This window comes from Leptolyngbya sp. AN02str (assembly GCF_050565595.1).
Classification (GTDB): Bacteria; Cyanobacteriota; Cyanobacteriia; order Elainellales; family Elainellaceae; genus Kaiparowitsia.
This window is the reverse complement of record NZ_JBNXVR010000001.1, coordinates 390,655-416,723: the sequence shown is the minus strand read 5'-3', so window position 1 is coordinate 416,723 and position 26,069 is coordinate 390,655. Positions and strand designations below refer to the sequence as shown.

Sequence of the window (26,069 nt, the reverse complement as noted above, 5' to 3'; positions counted from 1 at the left end):
GTTCAACCGATGGCAGCGGCAGTGGCGCGATCCTCAATGCGCCCTGGCTGCTGCTTAAGTTCTAGCGAATCCCAAGATTTAACCGTCTGTCTTCTTAAAACTCGTGAAATACTTTTTCAGCACGCCCTAGGTATACCTGTTTTCAGCCAGAATGGCGATTCCATCGATCGCGGCCTCGATCGCGACAAGCTGACGTTTTAAGCTGGTTGTTGCTACTTTTAATTTGCGGTGATCGAATAATGTAGAACGACTATATAAATAGGTCCCATCCTGATCTCTGACTGCTGTTGCATTAAGCAAAACTGGAAAGATGGTGCGATCGCGACAAATAAAGTCCAATTCTATATCTTGAATGGCTCCCTGGCGTTTGAAAACGGGGTAATTTTCTCGAAAAAATTGAGCACTTTCTTCTGAGAGAAATTCCTCAACACTTTTGCCCAATACTTCATCTCGTCTAAAGCCTAACCATTGCAGTGCTGTGTTGTTGATTTTGATGATTTTCCCTTGGGCGTCAACCGAGTGATATCCACATGGAGCGTGATTGTAAAGATCTTCAACTTCACGGGCGTATTGCGAAATGACAGCTTGTGCCTGTTTATGATTCGTAATGTCAAAATTTACGCCAATCATCCGTTGAGGCTGGCCCTGTTGATTTCGCTCAAGCAGTGCACCCGCTTTAATAAAGCGAACGGTACCGTCAGAATGCAAAATTCGAAACTCCGTATCAAACTCTCGTTCCCCCTGAAGTGCTTTCTCAATCGCCCCTTGCGTGTCCTGCTGATCCTCCGGATGAACTCGCTGTAGCCAGTCAAAGTAGGTGCCTGTAAAGTCCGACAACTGAATACCATACAACTGAAACATCCGCTCATCCCAAACCAATTCATTGGTGACGGCATTCCACTCCCAAATTCCAACCTCACCCGCCTTAACGGCTAAACTGAGACGCTTGGAGAGATTTCGCATTTGGTTGTCAATTTGTTTGCGATCGGTAATATCTTCTATTAAATGGATAATACTGGATGGAAAGTTGGATGAAAAAATTAAGGCACTGGTAACATTCACCCAAAGAGTTTTGCCATCCTTCGTCACAGGTTTACTTTCAAAAGAAATAACCGATAGGGTTTGTTCCAATAACTGCTGTAACGGGAGCACTCCATTGGCAGAAGATTCAAAGCACAATAAATCTTGAATCGACAAACCCAAGACCTCCGATGGATTTGCATAACCCAACGTTGCCGTTAAACGTGAATTGGCTCTCACCACATTGCCATCCAAATCGGTAATGGCAATCCCTAAAGGACTTTGCTCAAAAATCTGACGGAACCGTTCTTCACTCTCTTTCAGAGATTGTGTGCGATGCCTAATCTTGCTCTCTAAATCTTGATTTAGTTGAATCAGGGCATTTTCGACTTCCTTGCGCTCGGTAATGTCCCGCACAATCAGCAATACTTCGTCGTCTCCACACACTACCACCCGAACTTCTTCAGTTCGGAGTTTATCGTCAATCAGAATGTGCTGTTCGTAAATTTGCAGCGCTTTGTTTTGCAGTGCTCGTTGAATATAGTACATTCGCTGTTCAGCGAGTTCGACTGGTAAGCATCCATCCCAAAGCGTTCTTCCAGAGCGATCAGCACCTTGAAGGATCTTAAATGCTTGACTAGGAAAGAAATCTAAATAGGTGCCATTCCCACTAATCCGCATGATTAAGTCTGGCAGGGCTTCAATCAATGCTTGTAACTTGTCTTCACTCTGTTTTAATGCCGCATCTATTCGCTCGCGATCGCGGGATTCCTGGGCAATGTGGACATCGAGTTGGGTTGTTTGTGACTGAATAACTTGCTGTTGGAAGAGGAACAGTGACTCTGCCAATTGCAACATGCTTTCTGTGGTGACAAGACCAATCACTGCTTGGGTATGACTAAGAATGGGTAGATGTCGAATGTGGTGCTGGTGTAGCAGAGTTAAAGCATCAAAGGGATTGGCTAACTCTGACTTTGCTAGAGTAATAACCGGAGTTGTCATGACGTCTGCAATGGGGCAATCGCAATCGAGTAAACCCTGGTTATGCAACCGCACGATATCTTGAGTGGTAAAGATGCCAACCACACAGAAGTCCTGCACAATCAAGGCGCAGCGAGTTGCAACAAAATCTGAGGGATTGACTTCAGGCTGACCGACAGTTGGTAAAGACGGAAGCGATCGCAGACGGCTCATCTGATTTATAACATCTCCAACACGCATCTCTGGCGATACGACGAGCAAATCTCGATCAATCGCTTGTTCGCATAGGTCTGCCGCTTGTTCGCATAGTTCTGCTGCTGTAAACACCGTTGCAACCATAAAGAAGGAGACAGAGGAGACATTATCCCTATAGGATTCCCTCCACAGGGGAGGATGGCACAGGGTCAGTAGCAATTTAGCCCTGTTCAATGCACCAGCAAAGGTATTCTCAACGCATCTCTCGTTTCTAGAAAATACGATTCATACGGTCATACCCCCTACAGGATTTCGTATAGGGGCACAAAGATGGATGAGTTACTCCAGTACACCAGAGAAAGGACAGATCACTGTTTCAATGTGGGGAATATTGCTATTAGGAACGATGTGTTACAGACATTGCTGGGGTAACTATAGACAACCATACGGAAATGCGATGTAACTTACCGGGTTGCACCTCAAAGAAGTGTGGGGAAAGTTGCGACATCATCCCAAGACCAAGCATTGATAGCAAATCCAACCCGTTCTGCTACCGTATCTTTCGTCCAACTGTTCACCCAAATCCAATTGAAATCGCTCACCACTAAACGCAGAGTGACTTCGCTTTGTTCCCATACCTTGCCAAACTTGTATTGCCGACGATGCTATTGTCCAACCTGGCCTTTCGAAATACCATTGGTTCGTTCCAACTTCTGAGTTCCTGTTTTGCCCACTCACAGAGTTACCCAGTCAGGTAACACCCGCTCATAGACTGACCACCCATCGCTGTACCACTGGCAGCAATCCGTCCCTAGTTTATCAACCTACACTTCTTTGAGACACAACTGTTTAAGCCAGGGCGATATGAAATCCAATTCCTGGACTTTCCCGAAGCCACGCTTCAGTTTGAAATTCCGATAGAAACAACTGGAGTCTATGCCTTGGGAAGCCTGCGTATTCCTGGAACCGCTCAACCCTGAGGCGCATTCAGTTGACTCGGTGATCGACAGTAGGCAGCTTAACCTCTACTAACGTTCCTGCTCCGGGCGCACTTTCCATCGCAAACTCGCCCCTGTGGAGTTGTATTAGCTGCTGCACAATGATTAGCCCTAAACCAGACCCATTGGAGAATTCATCATTGAACTTTTTGTAAGCACCGATATCTGTTACCTTAACAGACTTCATACCACAACCTTGGTCGCGCACTTGCAGAGTAAAATACTCATTACAAAGGCGAGTAGAAATCTGAATTGGAGTTCCCGCACTAGAAAACTTGCATGCATTATCGACCAACTCCTCAACAATCTTCTGCAAGTTCTTCATTGATATGAGGACATGGATGTCCTCCAGTTCAAATTGCAAATCAGCTGTTCGATTTACAGCTTGAGCCGCTTTAATGGCACTGTCCTTGACTGTCAACAACGAATAGTCACAGGACTCCTGTAAATCTTCAGGTGTCATTGGAGTCTCTGCTAATGCCAGTTTGGTATACAGCAACGTATTTTGAACTACTCGATCAAACCGCCATGCAGATTTATTGATTAACTGAGCAATTTCTAAAAGTTCATCTGCCGAGATTGAGTTATATTTGGCAGCTAAATACTCAGACAATCCCACCAAGCCATTGATGGGAGATATTAATTCTTGGGGCATTGAGGAGGAAATTCCCTTTCGAAGTTCCTCTAATTGCTGATTGTAGTGTTTGTTAAGCCCCGCTTGTCTTTCCAAGCGGGATTTGACTGCGAAAATTAATTCAGAGCGAGTAAATGGTTTTGTGAGATAGTCATCTGCACCTAAATCCATCCCAGTTCGGAGATTCACTTTATCCGCTTTCGCAGTCAAAAAAACAAATGGAATGATAGAAGTCTGTTCATCTGATCGAAGATTGGATAAAACATCATACCCTTGCATCCGAGGCATCATGATATCGCAAATAATTAAATCAGGAATGTGATGCTGAACGAGTTCTAGCCCTTGTTGCCCGTCTTCAGCACAGGTCACCTGAAAATCTTCATCTTCCAGCATCTCTGTAATAATGTCGCGGATGGAACTTTCATCTTCAATCACTAAAATACTTTGCTTTGCTTGTCTCATTGTAGTTTCTATCCTAATTAGAGTTGCCTAAGGTTTAGTAATTCACCTGTGAATTTTCGATTCAGATACCTAGGAGTCTGCGATGTGAATTAACTATCTTTGCGATCGCCTGATTGCGTGCATCGAGGCATAATCACTGTGAACAAGGAACCTTGCCCCACATGACTATTAACAGTGATAATTCCTTGGTGTAATTCAACCGCTTTTTTAACAATCGACAGTCCCAGGCCCGTGCCTGAAATGCCACCAACATTACTCGCTCTTTGAAATGGTTCAAACAGATGAGGAATCTCAGCGTCTGGAATACCAATTCCTTTGTCCTGAACGCGGAATTCGGCAGTTTCTTGTGTTTCCCGTAACTCGAAATAAACAGGTTGTCCTTGTGGGGAATATTTCACGGCATTGGAGATCAAGTTTTCTAAAACTTGTCGGAGTAACTTCTCATCAAACTCACCCATAATGGGTTCTGTTTGACTAGAGAAATGAATTGTACAATCCTTGCCAATACCCGATTTTAAGTCTTCAACCAAATTACGGCAAAACGCTGTAAGTTCTATCCGTATTGGGTCAAAAGGTAATTTACCAGCTTCAGCCTTACTGACAATTAAGACATCATCTAACAGTTGAGTCATATGCTTAACCGCAAACCTAATGCGATCGCAGTGTTTTCGCTTCTTCTCCTCCGTTAAATTCTGGCGAACTGAATCTAGCAACTCGGCAGACCCTAGGATTGTTGTGAGAGGGGTGCGGAACTCATGAGAAGTGTTTGTGATAAATTGCGTTTTCAATTCACCCAACTCTCTTTCTCGTTCTAATGCTTGTAAGACTTTATCCTCTGCATGTTTTTGCTCAGTAATATCGATCGCAGAGTTTAATAAACACGATCGACCATCTAACTCAATCAAGTCAGAAGAAAGTAAAATTTTGCGAATTTCCCCACTCTTAATCCGAGAATGCATTAGCAAATTTCTTACTGAGCCTTGTTCACTTAAGGTCTGAATGAACTGCTGTTGTTCAAGTGGAAATTCCCAAAACCTCAGATCAGACGATTGCCGCCCGATCGCCTCCTCACGGCTATACCCAGTACTCAATACCCAACTTTCATTCACATCAAGCTGAATACCTTCTGGAAACGTTGTAATTGATAACGCCGCCGGACTTCGGTTAAATGCCGTTGAAAAACGATGTTGAGAAGCCTTTAAATCCTCCTCTGCCTGCTTCCGTTCCGTAATGTTGAGAACCAACGATAAAACTGACACTAGTTTGCCAGTTTCATCCACTAAAGCAGAATGAAACCAATCGCAATACACAATAGACTGATCAGCCGTGTAGTTACGAATGGAATACATACCGCGTGAAGCGGTCCCGTGCAATAGTGCTTGGATAGTTTCATTTGCGATCGCTTGATCCGCCTCATAGATGAACTTCCAATCGTAAGGCGCTTTACCAACAATGTTGTCAGCCCCCCATCCAAACAATTTTTCAGCTTCTGGCGACCAACGCTGTACCCGAAAATCGGCATCCCACTCGATGGCTGCAAGTTGGAAATTCTCAATCAGAAATGACAACTCTTGATGCGCTTTCTGCAACTCCACCGTGCGTTCTTGCACGCGATTCTCAAGTTCATGATTCAATTGACGAGATGCCATTTCTGCGGTTTTATTCACCGTCACATCTCGCCCGATCGCATAAACTAAATTCTCTTCAGGTACAGGAATCGCTTTCCAGGATAACCATTTGTAGGAACCATCGTGACAGCGGCACCGATTCTCAAAAAACGCTGTACTCCCCTGGCTCAAGCGTTCCAGCGCCTTTCGGGTCGCTTCTTGATCGTCTGGATGCACCAGTTCAGGCAACGGTTGAGACTGAAATTCCTGGATAGAATACCCCAAGATATCCATCACGGCAGTATTCACCTGACGAAAAACACCATTTAAGTGAAGAACAGCCAGAATATCAAGGGGTAGGTTAAAAAAGCGATCGCGCTCCTGTTCCAATTTTCTGCGATTGCTAATGTCAATCATTACGCCATCCCAAATAATGTCTCCATTGGGTTGCATTGTTGGATGTGCAATACTTTGAATCCACTTCACACAGCCTGTCGGAGTTACAATCCTCAGTTCTGTTTCATAAGTTTGCAACAATTGCGCGGCCAAAGCAGAGTTTCTCCGAAAAGCCCGGAGGTCATCGGGATCAACCATCTCCCACAGGGTATTTGCGTTTTTCTGGATATCCGTTGGCTCAACCTCAAAGATCGAAAAACAGTTACACCCGACAAAAGGGAAGTAATCTGTTCCATCCTTATGGCAAATATGCTGATAAATCATGCCAGGAACATTTCCCACCATTTGGCGAAAATGCAATTCAGTTTTCTTTGTCGCTATCTCTGCGCGCCGTTGAGCGGTAATATCCTGCGCACTAAACAGGAAACCCAGCAACATATTGTTTTCATCCTGGATTGGCGCAACCGATAACCAGACAAGGATGCGATCGCCATTCTTACAACGGTATGTCCATTCCTGCTCATGCACCATTCCCTGACGAGCCTTAGACACCAGAACCTCAACACCCGGTTGGATCAAGTGATACTCTCGCCCTTGTTGATAATTAGAATCCTGCCAAAGTTCAGTTGAATCATGAAAAACAACAGGGGTTAATCGCCCTATCACTTCTTCAGCCGAGTAACCCAGCAGTTTTTCTGCTGCTGCATTAAACGCCTGAATAGTGCCTTGATTATCTGTTGCAATCATCACATGTGGAGCGCTATTAAATAGCGCATATTGCAAGCGATTTGCAGGGCGGATTGCAGGATGTAAAAAATGATTGTGCAACATAACTGGATTTAGGACAATAAATAGGAATGGTGTAAGCGACTCGTTTGATGCAATTGCCGGAATTACATCCATTGCGTGTCCCGATCAAGTGGAAATGCTCTACAGACCAATCGTAGATTTCTACGAAATAACCCATGAATTCATCTTTTCAGCTTGGGTAAAATATAACATCGTGAAAAACCTCGAAACGGGTGTTGCGTGTTCTCGGTAAAGCCACCTCGTTAATTTCTCGAGCTCACTCTCCGTACCAATCAGTAATCCAACAACAAAACTCGTGCTCGCTCACGTTTGCACATGCAAAATGGCTTTTTCCTAGGTGTGGCAGCTAACACCACTAAGCAAAAAACTGTAGTCGGCCTCCGTACTCCTGAGAAATCACGGATCACACAGCCCAAATTCCACGGATCCATGCCGATAGGCAGACCACGAATTGTCAATTGGCTAAGAGCCTTCTAACTTTAAACAAGGAGGCAGTATCAACTTATTTTGTGCGAGAGTCGGTTCCTTCACTGAAGATCGTTGCTTACTATGAGCAAGATCCAGATAGTTAGGGAATACTCAAGAACATCAATTTAAGCTAAATTTAGTTTCTTTCTTAGCTGATACAACATACTAAATATGAAACAGAATATAGATGGAAATCTTCGCCATAGCCATAAAACAATCCAGCAGTTGCAAAACCAGGTGCGGGACCTGCTGGAACACATTGAGCACCTCTGCGAAAGCGATGCGAACGCGAACGCACTGATTGCTCCAGCCAATGGGATTTTGAGTGAGTTATATCAACTGGAAACAGAGCTTTTCCCGGAACGCCCCAACTGGGTAAAGACTGATTCATCTCACGGTTCACCGGCTTTATCAGCCAGGTCATTACGCGATGCACATGAATGGACACAACCGGATGCCAACAAAACTTTAGGCGATCCAGATCCAGAGCTACTGATTCGGATGTCTGGAAGTGGAATATACCTAGACTTTCGTCCGACCAGAAATTTTATTCCATTAGCTAATATTGAATCTGTTTATGGGAGCAGCATCTATGATCATTTACCAATTGAGCTAGCCGAGCAGTACTTAGAACACATTGATCGGGCACTAACCACACGTGAGCCTCAGGTATTTGAATTCCAAAGTGAGAGACACCAGGTTCTTGCTGACGAAGAAGTATATATTGTGCCAATTCAAACGGACGAAGTGCTGATAGTTGTACGGGATGTCAGCTATCGTAATCGGGTTGAACGCGAGCTGCTAAAAAGTGAAGCAACCAATCGGGCATTACTGGAAACGGTGCCAGCTCTCCTAATTCGTTTAAGCCGCACAGGGACATACCTGGATTTTAAGCCTTCAAAGAATTCTAAAGTGCTTCATTCTCCCGAAACTGCAATTGGCAAAACTGTTTATGAATTGCTCCCATTCGAGCTTGCCGTAGAAACAATGGCTTGTGTGGAACAGGCATTAGAGACTGATTCTAAGCAATCTTGCGAGTTTGGATTGGAGATTGACGGAGAACTGCATTATCAGGAGGCCCAGATCGTTGCGCTAGGACTTGATGAGGTTCTGATTATTGTGCGCGACATTAGCGATCGCAAGCAGTCGGAAATCGCCTTACATCAAGCAAATGAACGGTACCGTCTGGCGACGGCTGCTGTCAATAGCACCATTTACGATTGGGATGTTCCCCGAAATTACATCGATCGATCGCAAGGAGTGGGAACCCAACTTGGGTTTGCCCCAGAGGAATGTGATACGACCGGTGAATGGTGGATCAGTCGTATTCATCCTGACGACCATGCGGTTGCCTGTGAAACGATCGCAGCAGCCTTGAAAACTGCCAGTCGATATGATCTGGAGTACCGCATTCGAAATCGGCAAGACCAGTATATTTATGTCCATGACCAGGCACTTATTTTGCGAGATTCAAACGGTCATCCCGTTCGAGTAGTAGGCAATACGGTAGATGTTACAGCTCGCAAACAAGCAGAAGCCGCCTTGCTGAAGAGTGAAGCGACCAATCGGGCTTTACTGGAAGCCATCCCTGATCTGATAATCCGGATGACCAAAACTGGCACATATTTAGATTACCGCTATCCACCAGGGTTTCAGGCAGTTTTTTCGCCAGCGAAGGGAGTTGGCAAAACCCCTGCTCAGGCATTACCGCCTGATATTGCTCAAACACGAATGGAGTTGGCCCAAGCTGCACTCGAAACGGGTGAGGTGCAGTTTCAAGAGTTTCAATTGGTTGTTAATGATGTTCTGTGTTATGAAGAAGCCCGGATTATTGCCATCAATGATGATGAAGTCCTAGTTATTGTGAGAGATATTAGCGATCGCAAAGCCGTTGAAGCTGCACTTCGACAAAGTGAGGCAAATTTACTTGCCTTGATTGAGAATACAGAAGATCTGATCTGGTCTGTAGATGTCAATTATCGGCTTATTACCCTGAATTCTGCTTTTTCCAGATGTTTTCAATATACTTACCAGCAGTGTTTAGAGGCGGGTTGCGACATTTTATCTTACCTGTCACCAGACCATAGAAAGTACTGGAAAGCCCTTTATGATAGAGCATTAGCAGGCGAACATTTTTCGACTGAATATCAAAGTGGTTCACCCTCTTCTGGGCGTTATCTAGAAGTATCTTTTAATCCCATTTATCAAGAACAAACTCAGGCGGTAGTTGGAGTATCAGTCTTTTCCAGAGATATCACTATTCATAAGCAAGCCCAAAATATATTAGAAACCGCAAAACATGATTTAGAAATTAAGGTTCAGGAGCGGACAGCCGAACTGAGTCGAACGATTGCCCAACTTTCCCAAGAAATTCAAGAACGTCAACGCATCGAAACTGAACTCAAACTACGCGATCGCGCTGTCTCTGCCAGCAATAATGGGATTGTTATCTGTGATGCTCGTTTACCAGACAATCCAGTGATTTATGTCAACCCTGCCTTTCAAGAAATGACTGGATATTCGCAGTCAGAGATCATGGGACACAACTGCCGACTTCTCCAAGGGAACCAGCGATTGCAACCCGACCTGGATGTTTTGAGAGCTGCCCTCAAAGCCGGTAAACCCTGCACCGTCACCCTACAAAACTATCGGAAAGATGGCACACTCTTTTGGAATGAGTTGAGCATTGCACCTATCTACGATGCAGACAATACACTCACTCATTATGTTGGAATTCAAACTGATATAACAGAGCTCAAACAATCAGAATTTGAAATCCATAAGGCATTAGTTAAAGAACGTGAATTAGGAGAACTAAAGTCACGATTTATTTCCATGACTTCCCATGAATTTCGCACCCCTCTAACTGTTATTCTGTCATCTGCTTCTTTGCTAGAAAACTATGGGTATAAATGGAATGATGAGAAAAAAATGACTCACTTCCAACGCATTCAAATTGCCGGACGGCGAATGACACAACTTTTAGAGGATATTTTGGTGCTCAGTAAGGCAGAAGCAAACAAGCTCCAATATCAACCGAAACACATAAATGTACTTGAGTTTTGCCATGCATTAGTTGCTGACTTGCAACTGAGTGACAACGATCAGCACCAGATTCAGTTTTCGTGCATACAGGAGATTCCGATAGTTTGTGTAGATGAGAAATTACTCCAACAAATCTTGAATAACTTACTTTCGAACGCATTGAAGTACTCTCCCAATGGAAGCAGTATCGATTTTACGTTGAGTTGTGAGCAAAATTGGGTGACATTCCGCATCCAGGATCAAGGGATTGGCATTCCTGCTAAAGATCTCCCCCACATTTTTGAGTCATTTCATCGAGGGCATAATGTTGGAACCATATCAGGAACGGGATTAGGACTAACCATCGTCAAGAAATGTGTTGACCTGCAAGGTGGAACAATTTCTGTTACGAGTCAAGAAGACACGGGCACACTATTTGTAGTTAAACTTCCTGCTTTGCAAGCCAACCCGACCCATGACGAAAATATTAGTAATTGAAGATGAAACACTACTCCGGGAAAATACCATCGAGCTGTTAGAGCTAGAAGGATTTCAGGCAATTAGTGCTGAAAATGGTGTAGTTGGGGTGCAACTAGCGCAGAAGTTTAAACCAGACTTGATTATTTGTGATGTAATGATGCCTGAACTTGATGGGTTTGGAGTATTACATCAACTTCGGCAAAACTCAGCGACGGCTACCATTCCCTTCATTTTTCTGACCGCTAAAACGGAGCGGGCAGATATTCGAGAAGGAATGGATTTAGGTGCGGACGATTATCTTGCAAAGCCTTATGAGGCCAATGAACTGTTGAAAGCGATCGCTACCCGTTTAGAGAAGCATACAAACTTGATGCAGCAGTATCAGACTGAACGCCGTCGAGCAGAGGTGTTAGGAAAGGAAGTACATGACTTACAACAGTTTATGACTACGCAAGAAGACTTCTTGAATAACTTCGTTCAGGAGTTGAAAAATCCGCTCTCTAATATCAATATGGCAATTTGCATGATCAAAGATGCCAAAACTGATCATGATCGCAATCGTTACTTACAAATCCTCAGAGATGAGTGCGATCGTGAGATTAACTTGTTGAACCAAATTGAAGAGCTAAAAAATCTGTTAACACCGGAGAATTCCAAACTATTAAGACAGCTTAATTTATTAAAGAAATAACTATTAGGAGAAGTTTAAGAACCTACCCTGAACAGGGTAAAAATCAAAAATCTTTTCATAAAGAAAGCCTAAATCAATGAGTTTGGTTTGATGAACTTTAAGTCAATGATGGTTTGATAATGAAGCAAGCTGGTTATTGCTGTGTCAAAATTTAATAGAGAATGTTTGCCAGCATAAGCCATGAAATCTTAAGTCATGAAATCTATTTAAGCCGCTTTGACACGTTAATCGATAACTTAATTGGAATTAGCTTGAGTTTGAGCGGCGACAGCCTTTGTCTGATTGCATAAATTTATTTGCTCAGTGGTCGCTTCACTGTCGCTTACATTACGAAACTAGACTCATGAAAAAAATCCTTGTAATTGAAGACGATGAGTTGATTCGAGCTAATTTGCAAGATCTTCTGGAGTTAGAGGGGTTTGATGTCATTTGTGCAGATACAGGCGCTCAGGGATTAGCCCAAGCACAGTCTATATGCCCCGATTTGATCATTTCTGATATCATGATGCCCGGCTTAAATGGGTATGATCTCCTGACCTCACTCCGCCAAGATTCACAATTGGCATTTATCCCTTTTATTTTTCTATCAGCCAAAGCTGAGAAAACCAACATTCGACACGGCATGAAGTTAGGTGCAGATGACTATCTCACAAAACCCTTTGAATCCGCTGAATTGTTAGATGCGATTTCTACCCGATTAGCCAAACAAGCTGCGATCGCGCAACTCCAGCATACTATTCAAGAACTGCAACAGCTTAATGAAAGCAAAGAAGATACGCTCAGCGTGTTATCTCACGACTTGCGAAGCCCGCTAACCAATATGCAAATGGTGATTAGTTTACTGAAGACGGCTGATTCAGTGGAAAAGCAGCAGTCTTATATGAAGATTTTGCAGGATGAATGTGTCCGAGAGCTTGATCTTATTAACGATATTTTAGATCTGCAACGGTTAGAATCGGATTGTGCGTTTACTGCGTCAGAAGTCTTTAGCGTCTATGATTGCCTGACGAAGATTATTAATATCTGGGAAACCCGGATCCAGGATAATCATCAGGCTCTTACCATTAATGCAATTCCTGAGATTTCACTAGTATTTGGCGATCGCCACAGCTTAGAACGCATTCTCACCGAATTATTGAGTAATGCATGCAAGTACACTCCACCTCAGGGTTCAATTAATATTGATATTGATTATCATCAAACTGATAATAATTCAAAATCGTGCTTTAACTTAATTTTCAAAATTAGTAACACAGCAGACATCGTCGCAACAGAAGTACCCAATCTTTTCAAGAAGTTCTATCGTGCCTCTAATGCGCGTTCTAGTAAGCAACTTGGTACTGGACTGGGACTGACAATTTTAGAAAAACTAGTGGAAAAACTAAAAGGTACTCTTACAGTTGATAGCCAAGCTGGGTGGATCAGCTTTACTATTCACCTTCCCCTCAGTAGAGTAAATCCCCTACCACTCAGGGTCTCCGCGTAAAACGATTCATTTACTAATTTAGTATGGGCTTAGGTTCTGATGAAAAAAGTCTTGGTCATTGAAGATGAAGAATTTGTTCGAGATAATTTGGTAGAACTGCTGGAACTAGAAAATTATGAGGCTATCAGTGCCCCTGATGGATTAGCAGGCATTCAACTGGCTCAACATCACCTGCCAGACTTAATTCTTTGCGACATGATGATGCCGCTTTTAGATGGGCATCAAGTTCTTCAAGCCCTGAAGCAAGCAACAACAACTGCGACAATTCCATTTGTTTTTCTCACAGCAAAATCGCATAAAACGGATACTGAACTTGGATTGGCGCTAGGGGCGAACGATTATTTAACAAAACCTTATACTGCTGCCGACCTACTCAATGTGGTGTCCCGTCTATTGAATTAATTCATATCTATAAAGTGGGAGGGGCAGACCCAGGTGTAACGGTTTGGGTAACCTGGCTGAATTTTGAAAGGCTAGGGGCGCTGAGTGGCGATCGCCAGCCGCACGCCAGGAATTGCTCGCAGCCGATCCATAATCTCCACGACCTGCCCGTGAGGCACAACTCGATCTGCATTGACGATCACCATTGGCCCATCTTGGGATGCTGCGGCCAGTTCACCCACCCGAATTTGTAGGGTTTCTGCATCCATAAATTCTTGATTCAGCGCAATTCGTCCTTCAGGGTCGATAGTCACAACCACCTGAGTTTGGTTTTGGGCTTCGGAGGTGACTGCCCCTGGCAAGTTGACTGGCAGCCCTTCTGAGCGGGTTAAAAACAGCGACGACATAATAAAAAACGTGAGTACCGCAAAGATCACATCGATCATCGGCACAATGTTGATCTGTGGTGGTGGCTCAGGATCATTGGGAAGACGCATAAGAAGCTCCTCCGCGCTCGTAGCGACGACGATACAGTAGTTCCATTTGCCCACCGTACTCTTGAATAAGGGCCACCTGCCGCTGGTACAAACCTCGAAACATATTGGCGAATAATAGGGTGGCGATCGCCACTACCAGCCCTGCCGCTGTGGAAATCAGGGCTTCGCTAATTCCTGAGGTCACTCCAGCGGTTTGCGTATTCGTCAAGTCGCCCAACCGCAGTGATGCAAAGGATTGAATGAGGCCTAATACGGTACCTAGCAGGCCTAGCAGCGGTGCCACGCTAATGACCGTATCAAACACAGTGCTAAACCGCTTGAGGAGCGGAAGCTCGGCCTGCGCAGAGCTTTCGAGCGCCAGCCGAAACTCGTCGGGGGTAGGTTGTTCTAGCTCTAGCGCTGCCAAAAAAATACGGGCCATGGGCAGGTCGGCATTCTTTTCCAACTGCTGAAAGGCGGCCCGCGAGCTCCGTCGATACAGGGCAATCGCCTCTTGAATGACGCGATCCTGCCGATTGGTGAGCTTCGACCAAAACACCAGCCGTTCCAAAATCAGCGCAAACGCCAACACCGAAAAACCCAGCAAGGGAAGCATCACGACTCCCCCTGCTTGAAAGAAATTTTGAATGTCCATAGGTCAATCTGGGGACAGACGGGCTATATACCAAGCCTACGCAAGGCACCGCACGGGCCCGATCCACACCTGAAACCAACTCAATGGTGAACAAGTGCGATCGCGTAAACTCAAACTGCAACAACCCTTCCAGCCAATTTCCCAAATCGCTGACCTTGGGAAATTACTGTTTGGGAAAGTGTTCTATTTGAGCATACCCGCTAAAGACCAGCTTTTGACCGTGGGTTTCTAGGCGGTTCACCCGCAGCATCACCCCGTCCAAATCAAACCGATCAAAATCCACCATATTGTCCAAAATTTCGGCAAATGCCATCGTCAGCACTTCCGATAGCCCAGTCATGTCAGCTGGAACCTCAGCCCCTTCAAAGCGCGGGTCTTTAAACGAAATGCGCTTGCGGCGCTCCACCGTCAACGTTGCCACCAGGCTAATCGGGACATCTTTGCGGTTGGGCAAATCGGTAACGGCTTGAAGTTGGATCTGGTTCTCGGGCAGCAGCTTCACCCGAATGTCGCGAAACGAGACCGGTTCCCCACCCGACAAATTAGTAACCGCTTCGGCCTTCACATTGACAAGATGCTGCGTCACCAAAGGCGACTCAAACGCTTTATTGATTGCGGCTTCGGTCAGCATGACTTGGGCTACAGCCTGAGTCGGTTGACGGAGCTTGATCTGCCCTGCAAGCACAGAGCCAGGGTCGATGCTCACCGCATCTGTCGCAAAAGACATTTCTTCCACTTCAAAATCGCGGCGAATGACTAAATTTCGACCGCTCATTTTGAAGCTGTCAATACTGCCCTGCAACAGCTTGCTCGAAGGATGACACTGAATATCAACCTCCACAGCTTCACAGGAAGTGAACAAATGGCGAATGGATTGACTGGCAACTGCATTCAGCATTTGCTCTCCCAAATCTGCATTGAGACTGCTCTTGAAGTTGTTGAGGACGCCAAACATGACAAACTGCCTTTTTGGGTTTGTTACCTTTTGTAACAAAACGCGAGATGAGTCGCAATATTTCTTAATCCTAGCGAAAGCTGTCGGTTTTGTGATGCCGAAATCGCTCAAATCCGCACTCTGGCTCAACGATGGCAGTCGATAAACGCTGCAACGCTATGCTGTGTAAGCAAAATAGCTTCCTCGACTGCATGATAGAAATTCGTAATCTTGCCTATAAGCTTGAAGAAGGTTGAAGGATGGAGGATGGGTGAATCGAGATGATGAATCGAGATTTTGTGGTGGACAGGTGAGCTTGGCGATCGCGAACCGATTACCCTGTAAAGGTGGGATCGAACGAGATGGGGTAGGTAGAGCGGTACTTTCCTGTTGATTAAGGTTGATTAAGTCTGTGGGTTTATCAACTCTTTTTGCCAGGATCGCCGTTGTCCTTGAATTGTTGACTTCAATCCTACAGAACAAGCCGTCCTTCATAATAGGCTTACCTGCCACAAAACGGTAAGCTAAATAGTTAATGACAAATGGCTATGTCGCTCAATAGCCAATGATTGTACTCCCCTAAATTTCGGACGCTGCGTGTGCCCAAAGCTGGCATCATTTACAACGATATCAAGCCCGTTGCTTGTCAAACTGCCGAAGAACTGCGTGACAAGCTTGTTTCCTATGGATGGGACGTGTTTTTGGCGACTGGGGTCGGTGGCATTTTAGGCTACTCAAAACCCAATCGCCCGATTTGCCATACTCCGCTCAAGAGTTTGGCACCTCAAGGCTTTGACGAAGACATGGCATTTGCCATTGTGCTGGGGGGCGATGGTACGGTGCTGGCTGCCTCCCGGCAGGTCGCACCGTGGGGCATTCCCTTGCTCGCCATCAATACGGGGCACATGGGCTTCTTAACCGAGACCTATCTCAACCGCTTACCCCAATCACTAGAAATGCTGGTGGAAGGGGCCTATGAAGTGGAAGAGCGGGCCATGGTGGCCGTGCAGCTGTATCGGCAAGATGTGCTGTGTTGGGAAGTTCTGTGCCTGAATGAGATGGTGCTGCATCGTGAACCGTTGACGAGCATGTGCCACTTTGAGGTTGAGGTGGGTCGGCACGCTCCGGTGGATATTGCGGCGGATGGCATTATTGTGTCTACGCCGACCGGCTCGACGGCCTATGCCCTATCAGCAGGTGGCCCAGTCATTACGCCGAACGTGCCGGTGTTGCAACTGGTGCCCATTTGTCCTCACTCGCTGGCTTCGCGGGCATTGGTGTTTGCAGACAGTGAGCCTGTGACGATTTTTCCGGCGAACCCAACCCGATTGGTGATGGTGGTGGATGGCAATGCTGGCTGCTATGTGCTGCCCGAAGATCGGGTGAGGTTGCAGCGATCGCCCTATACGGCTCGGTTTATTCGGCTTAAGCCTCCAGAATTCTTTCACCTGCTGCGCGAAAAGTTGGGTTGGGGGTTACCCCATGTGGCCAAGCCCACCTCGGTGGAACTTCCGTAGCGGTTGCGCGGTCGTTGACCTGGATGGCGCTGATAGCCGTTCAAAAGGTCGGCTAAGGGGCCAAGGTTTTTGCGCTGTGAGAAACCAGAAAGAAATGAACATGCTAGAACTGATGGAATGACAGCGGCCCTTATCGCAACAGTTATGAACACTGGAAACTTGGAACGTAGCCCTCGTGTGCTGTTGATTGAAACAGATGAGGTGTTGGCACAGCATGTGAGTGCCGATTTGCAAGATGCGGGCTATGAAACGGCGATCGCCTTTGATGCCGCTACGGGCATGCAACAAGCCAAAGATTTCCAGCCAGAGCTGATCGTGGTGGATCGGATGTTGGCCGGGGAGTCGGGTTTGCAACTGTGTACGCATTTGCGGGCTACGGGAATTCGCAATCCGGTGCTGCTGCTCATGGCCAAGGATGCGGTGGAAGATCGGGTGGCGTGCTTGGAGGCGGGAGCCGATGACTATTTCCTTAAGCCGTACCGTCCTGAGGATTTTTTGAAGCTGGTGCGGCTGTACCTTCAGCCGGATACCGCAACCAACGAACAGCTTCGCTTTGCAGATTTGATGCTGGATTTGGCAACGCGTCGGGCATTTCGGGGCGATCGCACCATTGAACTCACCATGAAAGAGTTTGAGCTATTGAAATACTTGATGGAGCATCCCCGTGAGGTGTTGACCCGCGAACAGATTTTGGAAAATGTGTGGGGTTACGACTTCATGGGCGAGTCCAACGTGATTGAAGTCTATATCCGCTACCTGCGGCTCAAAATTGAAGACGAAGGCGAGAAGCGGTTAATTCAAACCGTGCGTGGCGTAGGTTATGTATTGCGGGAGGCATAGCAGATGAAGCGAGAGAAGCAAACCCGGCAGGTTGTATCGGGTGTGGTCTGTTTGCTCAGCGTTGGTTTGAGTGTGTTGCTAATGGGTTGCACAAACGCTCCTGCTGATTCCCCCTCTTCGTCTCCAGCACCCAATCCTTCGACAGCGGCTGAGGCTCAAACGATGGCGCAAAGTTTGCCAATTACCGCCGAAGCAACGATGGCCGATCAGGTGATTCAGCTTGAGGTGGCGCGATCGCCCCAAGAGCAGGCCATGGGCTTGATGTATCGCCCTTCCCTCGAAGATAACCGGGGCATGTTGTTTCCCTTTCGACGCGCTCGTCCGGTGCAGTTTTGGATGAGGAATGTGCTGATTCCGCTGGATATGGTGTTTTTACGGAATGGAGAAGTGCAGGCGATCGTAACCGCTCCCCCTTGCGATGCCGATCCTTGCCCTACCTACGGCCCTCGGGTGCCCGTGGATAGCGTGATTGAGCTGCGTGGTGGTCGGGCTGCCGAGATTGGACTATCTGAGGGTGATCGCGTTGAGCTGCGATTTTTGGAGCCTTAATATCTGAAGCGTTGACTGGCGATCCCTTAAGGAACGACTTTCTAAGCTGTAGAACAGACTGTGGTTTTTAACGAACTGTAAACCAGTTTCAAGGACGGTTTGTGAACCCAAATCCCTCAGTCTGTAAGTTTTTCATGATTCATCGACCGACTAGAAAAAAATTACTAGATCGAACGATAAAAGAAATGCTACACTCCGATCCCATATCTGCGTAAGCCTGTGGAGTTTACGGAAATCGCTTTTATCGCCATGAAGAAATAACGTGTAATCCCGGTGGGTTGCGAGTTATCTCTGCGATGTAATAGGCACACCGGGAAATCTACAGGAATGGGGCGATCGCCAGTGCTATCAAATGCCACTGGTCGGTGTATTGAAAGATGTACCGATTGGCTTATGCAAAAAGCGAGTAGCCGGTGAACATGAATCATTCCATTGGGTCATTTCACCTATCCCATTGATCCGCCACGATATAAGTCCCACCTTGCGGTTGGGATCGCTTAATTGCCAAGCCTTGCCTTCAAACGCATTGGGTTTACCCCAGGATGGTTTCATCTGATGTCCCGCCTGTCGGGCGCTCCAGTGTAACCGCCTAACGCCTCAAAACTTGCATTCTCTTCGCTCAGAATTACCAACCACTAGCAACCACCAAGGAGGTGATGACAACGATGTCGCCTAATACCTATTCCAAATTGATTCAGTTTTTGCGAGAGGAACTGCTGCTCCCAGACTCTTCCATCGCAGTTGCGCAGCGCCACAGCGAAAAAAACCAGGGACCGTTGCCAATGGTGCTATGGCAGTATGGTTTGGTCACCTTGGATCAGCTCAATCGCATTTACGACTGGATGGAAAGCGCCTAGGAGATGGCCGATTTGATGTCGCGTGGCTCTGCCATTGCCTAGGCTTCAACATCGTCCAATTACGCCAATTACGGAAATTCACAAAATTATTGGACTGAGCGTGAGTACAGAGCGATCGTTAACCGCTTGTTGATGGCTAGTTGCTAATCACTAGTTGCTCTCTTCCAGTTGCGTTCTTAGCTCATCCAGGGAAGGGTCGCTTTCGGTGCTGGCTGGCAAGCTTGTCTCGCTAGGTGCACCCCCGGTCATCAGTTGTTGCTTCATAGCTGCGAGTTCGGCATCTACATCGCCGCTCTCTAGCGAGGCAAACTTTTGCTCTAGGGTGTCTTGGTTGAGTTCGGCGATCGCAGCAGAGCGGGCTTCCAGCTCCTGCACTTTGTCTTCCATGCGCTCAAAGGCGGCAACGGCACTGCTGGTGCTGGTGCGTCCCAGCATATCGTTCAACTTTTCAGAGGCTTGAGCCGAACGCGCCCGAGCAATGTACATATCCTTTTTGGTTTTTGCTTCGGCCAGTTTGCCTTCCAGCGTGACCAAGTTTTGCTTCATCTGCGCCACAATTTGGTTTTGCTGTTCAAGCTGACCTTTAATGGCGGTTGCTGTTTCTGTATAGGTTTTGCGGCGGGTCAGGGCTTCTTTCGCCAGTCCATCGTCGCCCTTTTGCAAGGCAAGCTGCGCCCGCTGGTACCATTCTGTTGAGAGCTGCTCGGCCTGAAGCATTTGCCGTTCGCTCCGCTTTTGAGCAGCGATCGCCTGAGCCACTGCCTGCCGCAGCTTGATCAGGTCTTCTTGCATGTCGATAACAGCCTGCTCCAGGATTTTTTCTGGATCCTCCGCCTGCCCAATCAAACTGTTGAGTGTGGCGCGAATCAAGCGGCTAAGTCGATCCAGTAATCCCATAAGAGTGCTCCGTTTGCCAGTAATACTCAGCGTTTCGGGCAATCGTAAATTTAGCGATCGCCCCATTAGCGTACCACTATTGCCTCTTTCCATCTTAACCCACGAGCCTGGGTCGCTCTGTCTCCAAAGGCATAAACCCAGATGTTTTGGATTTGGGATTGGCGTTTGTGCTGCGGCGTTGATCGGCAAGCGATTGACCTTTGTGGGGTGAGTGTGACCTGACTTTGCTGGGTCGTTGAAGGGCGCTGTCCGTTGGTTCGCGGAGTCGAGACTACCTAACCTACCCATCGCAAGCTGCCGAGCAACTTGCGTCACTCGGCAGCTTGCGGAATTCAATCCAAAATCAAAAATCCAAAACCCAAAATCCTACATTCTAGGCTTCTACCGGAATTTGCATTGCTTTGGCGAGCTCGGCGGCCACTTTGGGGCGAGAGAACTCGGGTGGTGGCAACTCACCACGGCGGAGCATTTCGCGCACTTTGGTACCCGACAGGTGAACCCGCTCTTCCGGCAGGCTGGGGCTGGTCTTTGTCGTGGCCATTTGCTGGGTACGGGTGCAGTAGAAGGCGTGCTCAAACTTGAGCGGGGTGATGCCAAGCTCTTCGGGCTTGAACTCATCAAAGATGTGCTGAGCGTCGTAGGTGCCGTAGTAGTCGCCTACGCCCGCATGGTCGCGACCCACGATGAAGTGGGTGCAGCCGTAGTTTTTGCGGACCAGGGCGTGGAAGATGGCTTCGCGGGGGCCTGCATAGCGCATGGCGGCGGGGTTAATGGCCAAAATGACGCGATCGCGCGGGAAGTAGTGTTCCAGCATGATTTCGTAGCAGTTCATGCGCACATCAGCAGCGATGTCATCGCTCTTGGTGGCACCCACCAGCGGATGTAGGAACAGGCCATCCACCACTTCCATGGCGCACTTGATGATGTATTCATGAGCGCGGTGAATGGGGTTACGGGTTTGGAAGCCCACCACGGTTTTCCAGCCTTTTTCCTGGAAGAGGGCGCGAGATTCCACTGGATCAATTTGGTAGGTGGGGAAGCGGGGGTCGGCATCGCGCTGAAGCAGCCAGATGGGGCCTGCCAGGTTCACAGCGCCCTGCTGATACACGACGGCTACACCGGGGTGCTTTTCCTCGTTGGTGCGATACACGTGCAGCGCTTCGTGCATTTTGTCGTAGGTGTACTTTTGGGTGAGCTGCATCACGCCCACAAAGCGATCGCTCGCATCATCCAGCCGCACTAGGTCGCCCTCTTTTACCGTATCAGCGACCTCTTCCGAAACCGATAGAGTGACAGGAATCGACCAGGGTAGACCGTTGGCCAGATACATCTCATTGACGACGCGATCGTAGTCGGCCTTTTCCATAAACCCGGTAAGGGGGCTAAAGCCACCAATCGCAATCATGACCAAATCCGAAAACGCACGCTCGTCGAGCTGAATGCGGGGCAAGTGGTCGGCCTTATCCAAAAATTCCTGCTTTTGTTCGGCAGAGCAGATGCGGTTGATCAGTTGCCCACCATGGGCGGCAATCGTTTCGATTTGGTGACTCAAGGCTTTTCCCCCTCTAACGGCTAACACTGCTAACCCTAGATCCTATTACGGGGCTGTAACAAATAAACAAGGATTGCTTGACAACCTGTAAAACCCTGATGAAGAAAGCGACGAACCATTCAAAACCGGGAAATTTAAACCCAGCAAACTCGGGTATAAATCTGTTCAACGGTTGATGTGCTTACCTCTATGCAGCTTCTGATTCTGGCCATTTGCGCGGTTGCTCTGTTTTTGACATGGTTGCTCTATCGCGAAATTCAGCGACAAAATCGACCCCGCATTTCCACAACACTGGTTGCCCACAAGCCAGCCAAACCGACTGGGAAGGCGAGCGATCGCAACTTCTCCTTTCGATTGAAACCAACTGCTGGCAAACTTCAGCACCGTCCAGTGACACAGGGTCAAGCGTCCAGAGCTGCTGGTCGCTCTCATGCCAAATTGGTGAAGCTGCTGAATGGCGATCGCTCGGCTGCTCAACGGTTAGTGCAGTCGCTCATGCTCAAGCATCCCGATCGTTCAGAGGAATGGTGCTACGAAAAAGCAGTGTTTGACCTGGAGCGCGATCGCGGCTAGCAGAACGTTAGGAACGGCGGCGATCGCCCCTGCGACGGGCATCCCGATTGTTGTGTCCACCTCGGTCTGCCTTGCGAATGCCCAGTGCCTCGTTGTAGATGCGCTCGTTGGCTTCGGCAGACTTGAACAAATCCACCACGGCCATGGGGTAATCCACACCAAGGCGCACCTCAAACCGCTGCTGTTCGATGGGTAGCAACTTCCATGGCTCGTGAACTTTGCTCGCGGGCAGGTTAGCCAGCTCCGGCAGCCAGTGTTTGACATAGGTTCCGTCGGGGTCGTAATCCTTGGCTTGCTTGGTGATGTTGAAGAAGCGGAAGCCCCGCGCATCATTGCCCACGCCAGCGGTGTAGTTCCAGTTGCCGTAGTTGCTGCACACATCGTGGTCGATCAGCAGCGACTCAAACCACTCTGCGCCCATGCGCCAGTCAATGCCCAGGTTTTTGGTGAGAAAGCTGGCCACATTTTGCCGCCCCCGGTTGGACATAAAGCCCGTTGCCGCCAGCTCGCGCATATTGGCATCCACCAGGGGAAAGCCCGTCATGCCCTCGCGCCACAGGTCAAATCGCTTTTCGTCTTGTTTCCAGGGAATGTCCACGCCTTGTAGTCCTGCGGGGAGGAAGACCTTGTTGCCGTGCTTGGCGCAAACGAACCGGAAGTAGTCGCGCCACAGTAGCTCAAAGATGAGCCAGTAGGTGGAATCGTTTTGGATGCGATCGCCCTCGTAGCGTTCCACTTCGGCATGGATATAGCGGGGCGACAGACAGCCCAACGCTAGCCACGGCGAAAATTTGGAGGAATAGTCTGCCCCCAACAGGCCATTGCGAGTTTCTTTGTAAACCCGGAGGCGATCGCCCTGCCAGAAATACTGTTGAACTCGCGCTTTGCCCTCCGTTTCGCCACCTCGAAATTCCAGAACCCCACGCGGATCGGGTTTGGGTGCTTCCAGCCCAAAGGTTGCCAGTTCGGGCAAGCCTCCCACCGAAACATTGGGTAGGGGTGGCAGTTGCTTGGGTGTGGGCAGCGGCGAATTCACCGACGACTCTCGCTCCACCTGCTTGCGAAAGTTGGTGAACAGCTCGGGAATTTGGGGAATGCCAAAGGGCAAGTCGTCGGGATAGTAGAGGGTATGGCCCCAGAAGGTTTTGGCCTTAACCCCAGTTTTGCTGAGGGCTGAGTTGAGCGCTGATTCGACGGCCCGTTCTTCGGATGTCACTTCTCGGTAATAGTAGACCGCTGCCACGCCCAACTCCTGAGCCATTTGGGGGATCACGGCTTCTGGCTTGCCAATGCGAAGGATTAGATCGCTACCGAGCGATCGCAACTGTTGCCGTAAGTCCGCCACGCTTTCCAGCAAAAACTGGGCTCGAAACGCTCCCGTTTTGGGAAAGCCAAAGGAAGTGGTGCCGAAGTGGCGCGGATCGAAACAGTACACCGGAAGGATGGAGGATGGCCGAGCCTGAACTGCCTGATGCAGCGGTTCGTGATCATGCACGCGCAGATCGGCACGGTACCAAATCAGAATGGGTGCTTGAGCCATAGGTAAAGTCGCAAAACAACAGCAGCAAGGGGAGAACCCACTGCCTCATGTTTGGTTATGGGTTTGTTCAAAAGGTTTAATCGGCAAAATGCCCTAAGGAGCGCGATCGCCTCCTCTCCTTATGATACAGTTCGTAACATCTGCATCATCTCTACTATCATCATTGATGGCGACCTGTTCTCTGGTGTCACTCCGGTGTAAATATTTCGCTGTTGATTGTTGTGAAATGATCACAAGCGCTTCAATTTTGAGGATGATGAACAGTTAGCCCGTGTGAGCGACCCCAAAACTCTGCACTGGGCGATCGCGGATATTTCCATGAACCGTTGCGTCAGTGGCAGCACAACGCCACTCTAAGAAGGGCTATGAAGCATTTAATTGAAGGCATTCGAAAGTTCCAGAAAGAGTTCTACTGCACCCATCTGGATTTGTACAAGGAACTGGCCAAAGGCCAGAATCCGCGGGTTCTCTTCATCACCTGCTCGGATTCACGGATTGATCCATCCCTGCTGACCCAAGCCAACCCCGGCGAAATTTTTGAAATTCAAAATGCGGGCAATATCATTCCGCCTTATGAAGCGACGAACGGCGGTGAGGGTGCCACGATTGAGTATGCCATTGATGCGCTGGGCATTCGCCAAATTGTGATTTGTGGCCATACCCACTGTGGAGCCATGAAGGGCTTGCTCAACATGGAAAAGATTGAAGATGAGCTGCCTCTGGTGCATGCCTGGCTCAAGCATGCCGAAGCCACACGCCGTGTCATTCAAGAACACTACGGTCACCTGGAAGGCGAGGATAAGCTCAAAGCTGCCGTAGCCGAAAACGTACTCACCCAAATCGAAAACCTGCGCACCTATCCCACCATTCACTCCAAGCTGTTTAAGGGTGAACTCAAGATTTATGCCTGGGTGTACGACATCGACACAGGCGAAGTGATGGCCTACGACCCCGAAGACCATTCCTACGTACCGCCTCAGGAAATGCTACCCCCTGAGGAGCAAGATCCATCCCTGGCGGCCACGTTTGCGGGGTGTGAACTACCGACTGCTGACCATAGCCGCCAGCTCAAATCTCGGCAGGGCCACAGCGGAGCGTCTAATCCGCGAGACCCGGCCCCTGGCTCTGTTTCAACGAAGACGAAAGAGTTTATGACTGCGCCCCTTGAGGCCGCGATCGCCCAAGATCGCCCGGTTCATGCCAGCCAGCGTATTCCTTCTATGTACATGTCGCCGGAACAAAGCGATCGCATCTATCGGGGCTCCAACGGCAGCAAACGCTAATCTTCAGCTGAGAACTACAAACAAGTTGAGAATTATAAAAAAGAGCAGGCGATCGCCCTGCTCTTTTTTGTGGTTTATAGCGCTACGCATTCGGAACCAGACAGGCTGTTCTTTGAAAAGCCGTGCGCTTTTAGGCAGCTAGGTTGAGAACCAGACATTGGGCTCCTAGGGTAACTGTTCCTCATCTAATTGCCTTTGCCAGGATAAAGAGAGGTATTAAAGCCTTCTTCTTCTAACCAAAATGGCGGCTTGTCTACATTGCGTAACCAATAGGTACGAGAGATGCTTACCCCTACATTTATTCCATCATGAGTGATACCGAATGCACCAAAATTATCAAACATGTAAAGTAACGGTTCGTAGGGCTCTGGATGTTCGGTCGTGCCAGCAATGCCACTATCTTTGAGTGCTGCCCAATGCAACTCCAACTCGCATACGTTTTGAGCGTGTTCGTTAAGGGTATATGAGAGAGTTTTAAATTTAGTTAAGTGATGACGCAGTTTATTAAGGATTTCGGGATTTGCTCGAATCGTTGGCTCTTTGTATTCTGCAACATCAAAAGGAACACGGATTGTTTCTGGAATGCTGAGTGTTCTCCCCCAAAGTGCCTGTCGTCGAATGAATTCCATCATTAATACCACTTGAGAGTCGAAAGCAAGTTTTGAAGGATTTTTTACTTTTCGCCATTCAATACTACAAATCCTGGAAAAGGCAGCCTCAGTGTGTGAATCAGGCATGTGTGATTATCCTTTAGCGATCGCAC

Annotated in this window: 20 protein-coding genes; 10 read left to right on the top strand and 10 right to left on the bottom strand. The window is 47.9% G+C overall.

Features of this window, described 5'->3' with window-relative positions; all coding sequences use genetic code 11:
- Positions 1-126 precede the first annotated feature (126 nt).
- The 3 genes from ACQ4M4_RS01800 to ACQ4M4_RS01790 form a co-directional block, all read right to left on the bottom strand.
- Entirely contained in the window at positions 127-2,340 is a 2,214-nt protein-coding gene (locus tag ACQ4M4_RS01800; protein WP_430682734.1) for a PAS domain S-box protein, read from the bottom strand.
- A gap of 843 nt (positions 2,341-3,183) precedes the next feature.
- On the bottom strand, positions 3,184-4,290 hold the full coding sequence (locus ACQ4M4_RS01795; protein ID WP_430682733.1) for a hybrid sensor histidine kinase/response regulator: 1,107 nt from the start codon (positions 4,288-4,290) through the stop codon (positions 3,184-3,186).
- Between the two features lie 89 nt (positions 4,291-4,379).
- Positions 4,380-7,196, bottom strand: a complete 2,817-nt coding sequence (locus ACQ4M4_RS01790; protein ID WP_430682732.1) for a PAS domain S-box protein — start codon at positions 7,194-7,196, stop codon at positions 4,380-4,382.
- Between the two features lie 546 nt (positions 7,197-7,742).
- Between ACQ4M4_RS01790 and ACQ4M4_RS01785 the strand changes: the two genes are divergently transcribed.
- The 4 genes from ACQ4M4_RS01785 to ACQ4M4_RS01770 all read left to right on the top strand — a co-directional run bounded on the left by ACQ4M4_RS01785 (position 7,743) and on the right by ACQ4M4_RS01770 (position 13,654).
- Complete coding sequence (locus tag ACQ4M4_RS01785) at positions 7,743-11,093, top strand: PAS domain S-box protein (protein ID WP_430682731.1); 3,351 nt, start codon at positions 7,743-7,745, stop codon at positions 11,091-11,093.
- Positions 11,071-11,766 carry a response regulator gene (locus ACQ4M4_RS01780; RefSeq protein WP_430682730.1) on the top strand — a complete coding sequence of 232 codons (696 nt, stop codon included), beginning with the start codon at positions 11,071-11,073 and terminating at the stop codon, positions 11,764-11,766. The genes ACQ4M4_RS01785 and ACQ4M4_RS01780 overlap by 23 nt, the downstream gene beginning before the upstream one ends.
- A gap of 343 nt (positions 11,767-12,109) precedes the next feature.
- Entirely contained in the window at positions 12,110-13,252 is a 1,143-nt protein-coding gene (locus tag ACQ4M4_RS01775) for a hybrid sensor histidine kinase/response regulator (protein ID WP_430682729.1), read from the top strand.
- Positions 13,253-13,291: 39 nt separating this feature from the next.
- Positions 13,292-13,654 carry a response regulator transcription factor gene (locus tag ACQ4M4_RS01770; protein ID WP_430682728.1) on the top strand — a complete coding sequence of 121 codons (363 nt, stop codon included), beginning with the start codon at positions 13,292-13,294 and terminating at the stop codon, positions 13,652-13,654.
- Positions 13,655-13,725: 71 nt separating this feature from the next.
- Here ACQ4M4_RS01770 and ACQ4M4_RS01765 read toward each other — a convergent pair whose 3' ends face one another.
- From ACQ4M4_RS01765 to ACQ4M4_RS01755, 3 genes are all read right to left on the bottom strand, one after another.
- Positions 13,726-14,130, bottom strand: coding sequence for an ExbD/TolR family protein (locus ACQ4M4_RS01765; protein ID WP_430682727.1), 405 nt, complete (start codon positions 14,128-14,130; stop codon positions 13,726-13,728).
- A complete protein-coding gene (locus ACQ4M4_RS01760) occupies positions 14,114-14,764 on the bottom strand; it encodes a MotA/TolQ/ExbB proton channel family protein (protein ID WP_430682726.1) in 651 nt (216 codons plus the stop codon). The genes ACQ4M4_RS01765 and ACQ4M4_RS01760 overlap by 17 nt, the downstream gene beginning before the upstream one ends.
- A 163-nt stretch (positions 14,765-14,927) precedes the next feature.
- Positions 14,928-15,719, bottom strand: a complete 792-nt coding sequence (locus tag ACQ4M4_RS01755; protein WP_430682725.1) for an LmeA family phospholipid-binding protein — start codon at positions 15,717-15,719, stop codon at positions 14,928-14,930.
- A 578-nt stretch (positions 15,720-16,297) separates the two neighbouring features.
- On the opposite strand from ACQ4M4_RS01755, the gene ACQ4M4_RS01750 reads away from it, so the two are divergent.
- The 4 genes from ACQ4M4_RS01750 (at position 16,298) to ACQ4M4_RS01735 (ending at position 19,461) form a co-directional block, all read left to right on the top strand.
- Positions 16,298-17,215 (top strand): NAD(+) kinase, encoded by a 918-nt coding sequence (locus ACQ4M4_RS01750; RefSeq protein WP_430682724.1) that lies wholly within the window; start codon positions 16,298-16,300, stop codon positions 17,213-17,215.
- 117 nt (positions 17,216-17,332) lie between these two features.
- The gene (nblR, locus tag ACQ4M4_RS01745; RefSeq protein WP_430682723.1) at positions 17,333-18,055 is read left to right on the top strand and encodes a response regulator transcription factor NblR; all 723 of its coding nucleotides are present in this window, start codon (positions 17,333-17,335) and stop codon (positions 18,053-18,055) included.
- A 3-nt stretch (positions 18,056-18,058) separates the two neighbouring features.
- The gene (locus tag ACQ4M4_RS01740) at positions 18,059-18,604 is read left to right on the top strand and encodes a DUF192 domain-containing protein (RefSeq protein ID WP_430682722.1); all 546 of its coding nucleotides are present in this window, start codon (positions 18,059-18,061) and stop codon (positions 18,602-18,604) included.
- Positions 18,605-19,269: 665 nt separating this feature from the next.
- Entirely contained in the window at positions 19,270-19,461 is a 192-nt protein-coding gene (locus ACQ4M4_RS01735; protein ID WP_430682721.1) for a DUF2949 domain-containing protein, read from the top strand.
- A 150-nt stretch (positions 19,462-19,611) separates the two neighbouring features.
- Here ACQ4M4_RS01735 and ACQ4M4_RS01730 read toward each other — a convergent pair whose 3' ends face one another.
- Complete coding sequence (locus tag ACQ4M4_RS01730) at positions 19,612-20,451, bottom strand: PspA/IM30 family protein (protein WP_430682720.1); 840 nt, start codon at positions 20,449-20,451, stop codon at positions 19,612-19,614.
- 280 nt (positions 20,452-20,731) lie between these two features.
- A complete protein-coding gene (gene sat, locus ACQ4M4_RS01725) occupies positions 20,732-21,910 on the bottom strand; it encodes a sulfate adenylyltransferase (protein ID WP_430682719.1) in 1,179 nt (392 codons plus the stop codon).
- 189 nt (positions 21,911-22,099) lie between these two features.
- Here sat and ACQ4M4_RS01720 point away from each other — a divergent pair, with 189 nt between their 5' ends.
- Entirely contained in the window at positions 22,100-22,483 is a 384-nt protein-coding gene (locus tag ACQ4M4_RS01720; RefSeq protein ID WP_430682718.1) for a hypothetical protein, read from the top strand.
- A gap of 7 nt (positions 22,484-22,490) precedes the next feature.
- On the opposite strand, the gene ACQ4M4_RS01715 is transcribed toward ACQ4M4_RS01720, so the two are convergent.
- Entirely contained in the window at positions 22,491-24,023 is a 1,533-nt protein-coding gene (locus tag ACQ4M4_RS01715; RefSeq protein ID WP_430682717.1) for a DASH family cryptochrome, read from the bottom strand.
- 365 nt (positions 24,024-24,388) lie between these two features.
- Here ACQ4M4_RS01715 and ACQ4M4_RS01710 point away from each other — a divergent pair, with 365 nt between their 5' ends.
- On the top strand, positions 24,389-25,306 hold the full coding sequence (locus ACQ4M4_RS01710) for a carbonic anhydrase (protein ID WP_430682716.1): 918 nt from the start codon (positions 24,389-24,391) through the stop codon (positions 25,304-25,306).
- A gap of 185 nt (positions 25,307-25,491) precedes the next feature.
- Here ACQ4M4_RS01710 and ACQ4M4_RS01705 read toward each other — a convergent pair whose 3' ends face one another.
- On the bottom strand, positions 25,492-26,043 hold the full coding sequence (locus ACQ4M4_RS01705) for a hypothetical protein (protein ID WP_430682715.1): 552 nt from the start codon (positions 26,041-26,043) through the stop codon (positions 25,492-25,494).
- Positions 26,044-26,069 lie beyond the last annotated feature (26 nt).

Bases quoted from the DNA above. Each gene is read 5' to 3' on its own strand.
- ACQ4M4_RS01730 (WP_430682720.1), bottom strand. From the start codon at position 20,451: ATGGAAAGAGGCAATAGTGGTACGCTAATGGGGCGATCGCTAAATTTA.
- ACQ4M4_RS01765 (WP_430682727.1), bottom strand. From the start codon at position 14,130: ATGCGTCTTCCCAATGATCCTGAGCCACCACCACAGATCAACATTGTG.
- ACQ4M4_RS01800 (WP_430682734.1), bottom strand. From the start codon at position 2,340: ATGGTTGCAACGGTGTTTACAGCAGCAGAACTATGCGAACAAGCGGCA.
- ACQ4M4_RS01775 (WP_430682729.1), top strand. From the start codon at position 12,110: ATGAAAAAAATCCTTGTAATTGAAGACGATGAGTTGATTCGAGCTAAT.
- ACQ4M4_RS01785 (WP_430682731.1), top strand. From the start codon at position 7,743: ATGAAACAGAATATAGATGGAAATCTTCGCCATAGCCATAAAACAATC.
- nblR (WP_430682723.1), top strand. From the start codon at position 17,333: ATGACAGCGGCCCTTATCGCAACAGTTATGAACACTGGAAACTTGGAA.
- ACQ4M4_RS01715 (WP_430682717.1), bottom strand. From the start codon at position 24,023: ATGGCTCAAGCACCCATTCTGATTTGGTACCGTGCCGATCTGCGCGTG.
- ACQ4M4_RS01720 (WP_430682718.1), top strand. From the start codon at position 22,100: ATGCAGCTTCTGATTCTGGCCATTTGCGCGGTTGCTCTGTTTTTGACA.
- ACQ4M4_RS01710 (WP_430682716.1), top strand. From the start codon at position 24,389: ATGAAGCATTTAATTGAAGGCATTCGAAAGTTCCAGAAAGAGTTCTAC.
- ACQ4M4_RS01705 (WP_430682715.1), bottom strand. From the start codon at position 26,043: ATGCCTGATTCACACACTGAGGCTGCCTTTTCCAGGATTTGTAGTATT.
- ACQ4M4_RS01735 (WP_430682721.1), top strand. From the start codon at position 19,270: ATGTCGCCTAATACCTATTCCAAATTGATTCAGTTTTTGCGAGAGGAA.
- ACQ4M4_RS01795 (WP_430682733.1), bottom strand. From the start codon at position 4,290: ATGAGACAAGCAAAGCAAAGTATTTTAGTGATTGAAGATGAAAGTTCC.
- ACQ4M4_RS01760 (WP_430682726.1), bottom strand. From the start codon at position 14,764: ATGGACATTCAAAATTTCTTTCAAGCAGGGGGAGTCGTGATGCTTCCC.
- ACQ4M4_RS01755 (WP_430682725.1), bottom strand. From the start codon at position 15,719: ATGTTTGGCGTCCTCAACAACTTCAAGAGCAGTCTCAATGCAGATTTG.
- ACQ4M4_RS01770 (WP_430682728.1), top strand. From the start codon at position 13,292: ATGAAAAAAGTCTTGGTCATTGAAGATGAAGAATTTGTTCGAGATAAT.
- ACQ4M4_RS01790 (WP_430682732.1), bottom strand. From the start codon at position 7,196: ATGGATGTAATTCCGGCAATTGCATCAAACGAGTCGCTTACACCATTC.
- ACQ4M4_RS01780 (WP_430682730.1), top strand. From the start codon at position 11,071: ATGACGAAAATATTAGTAATTGAAGATGAAACACTACTCCGGGAAAAT.
- ACQ4M4_RS01740 (WP_430682722.1), top strand. From the start codon at position 18,059: ATGAAGCGAGAGAAGCAAACCCGGCAGGTTGTATCGGGTGTGGTCTGT.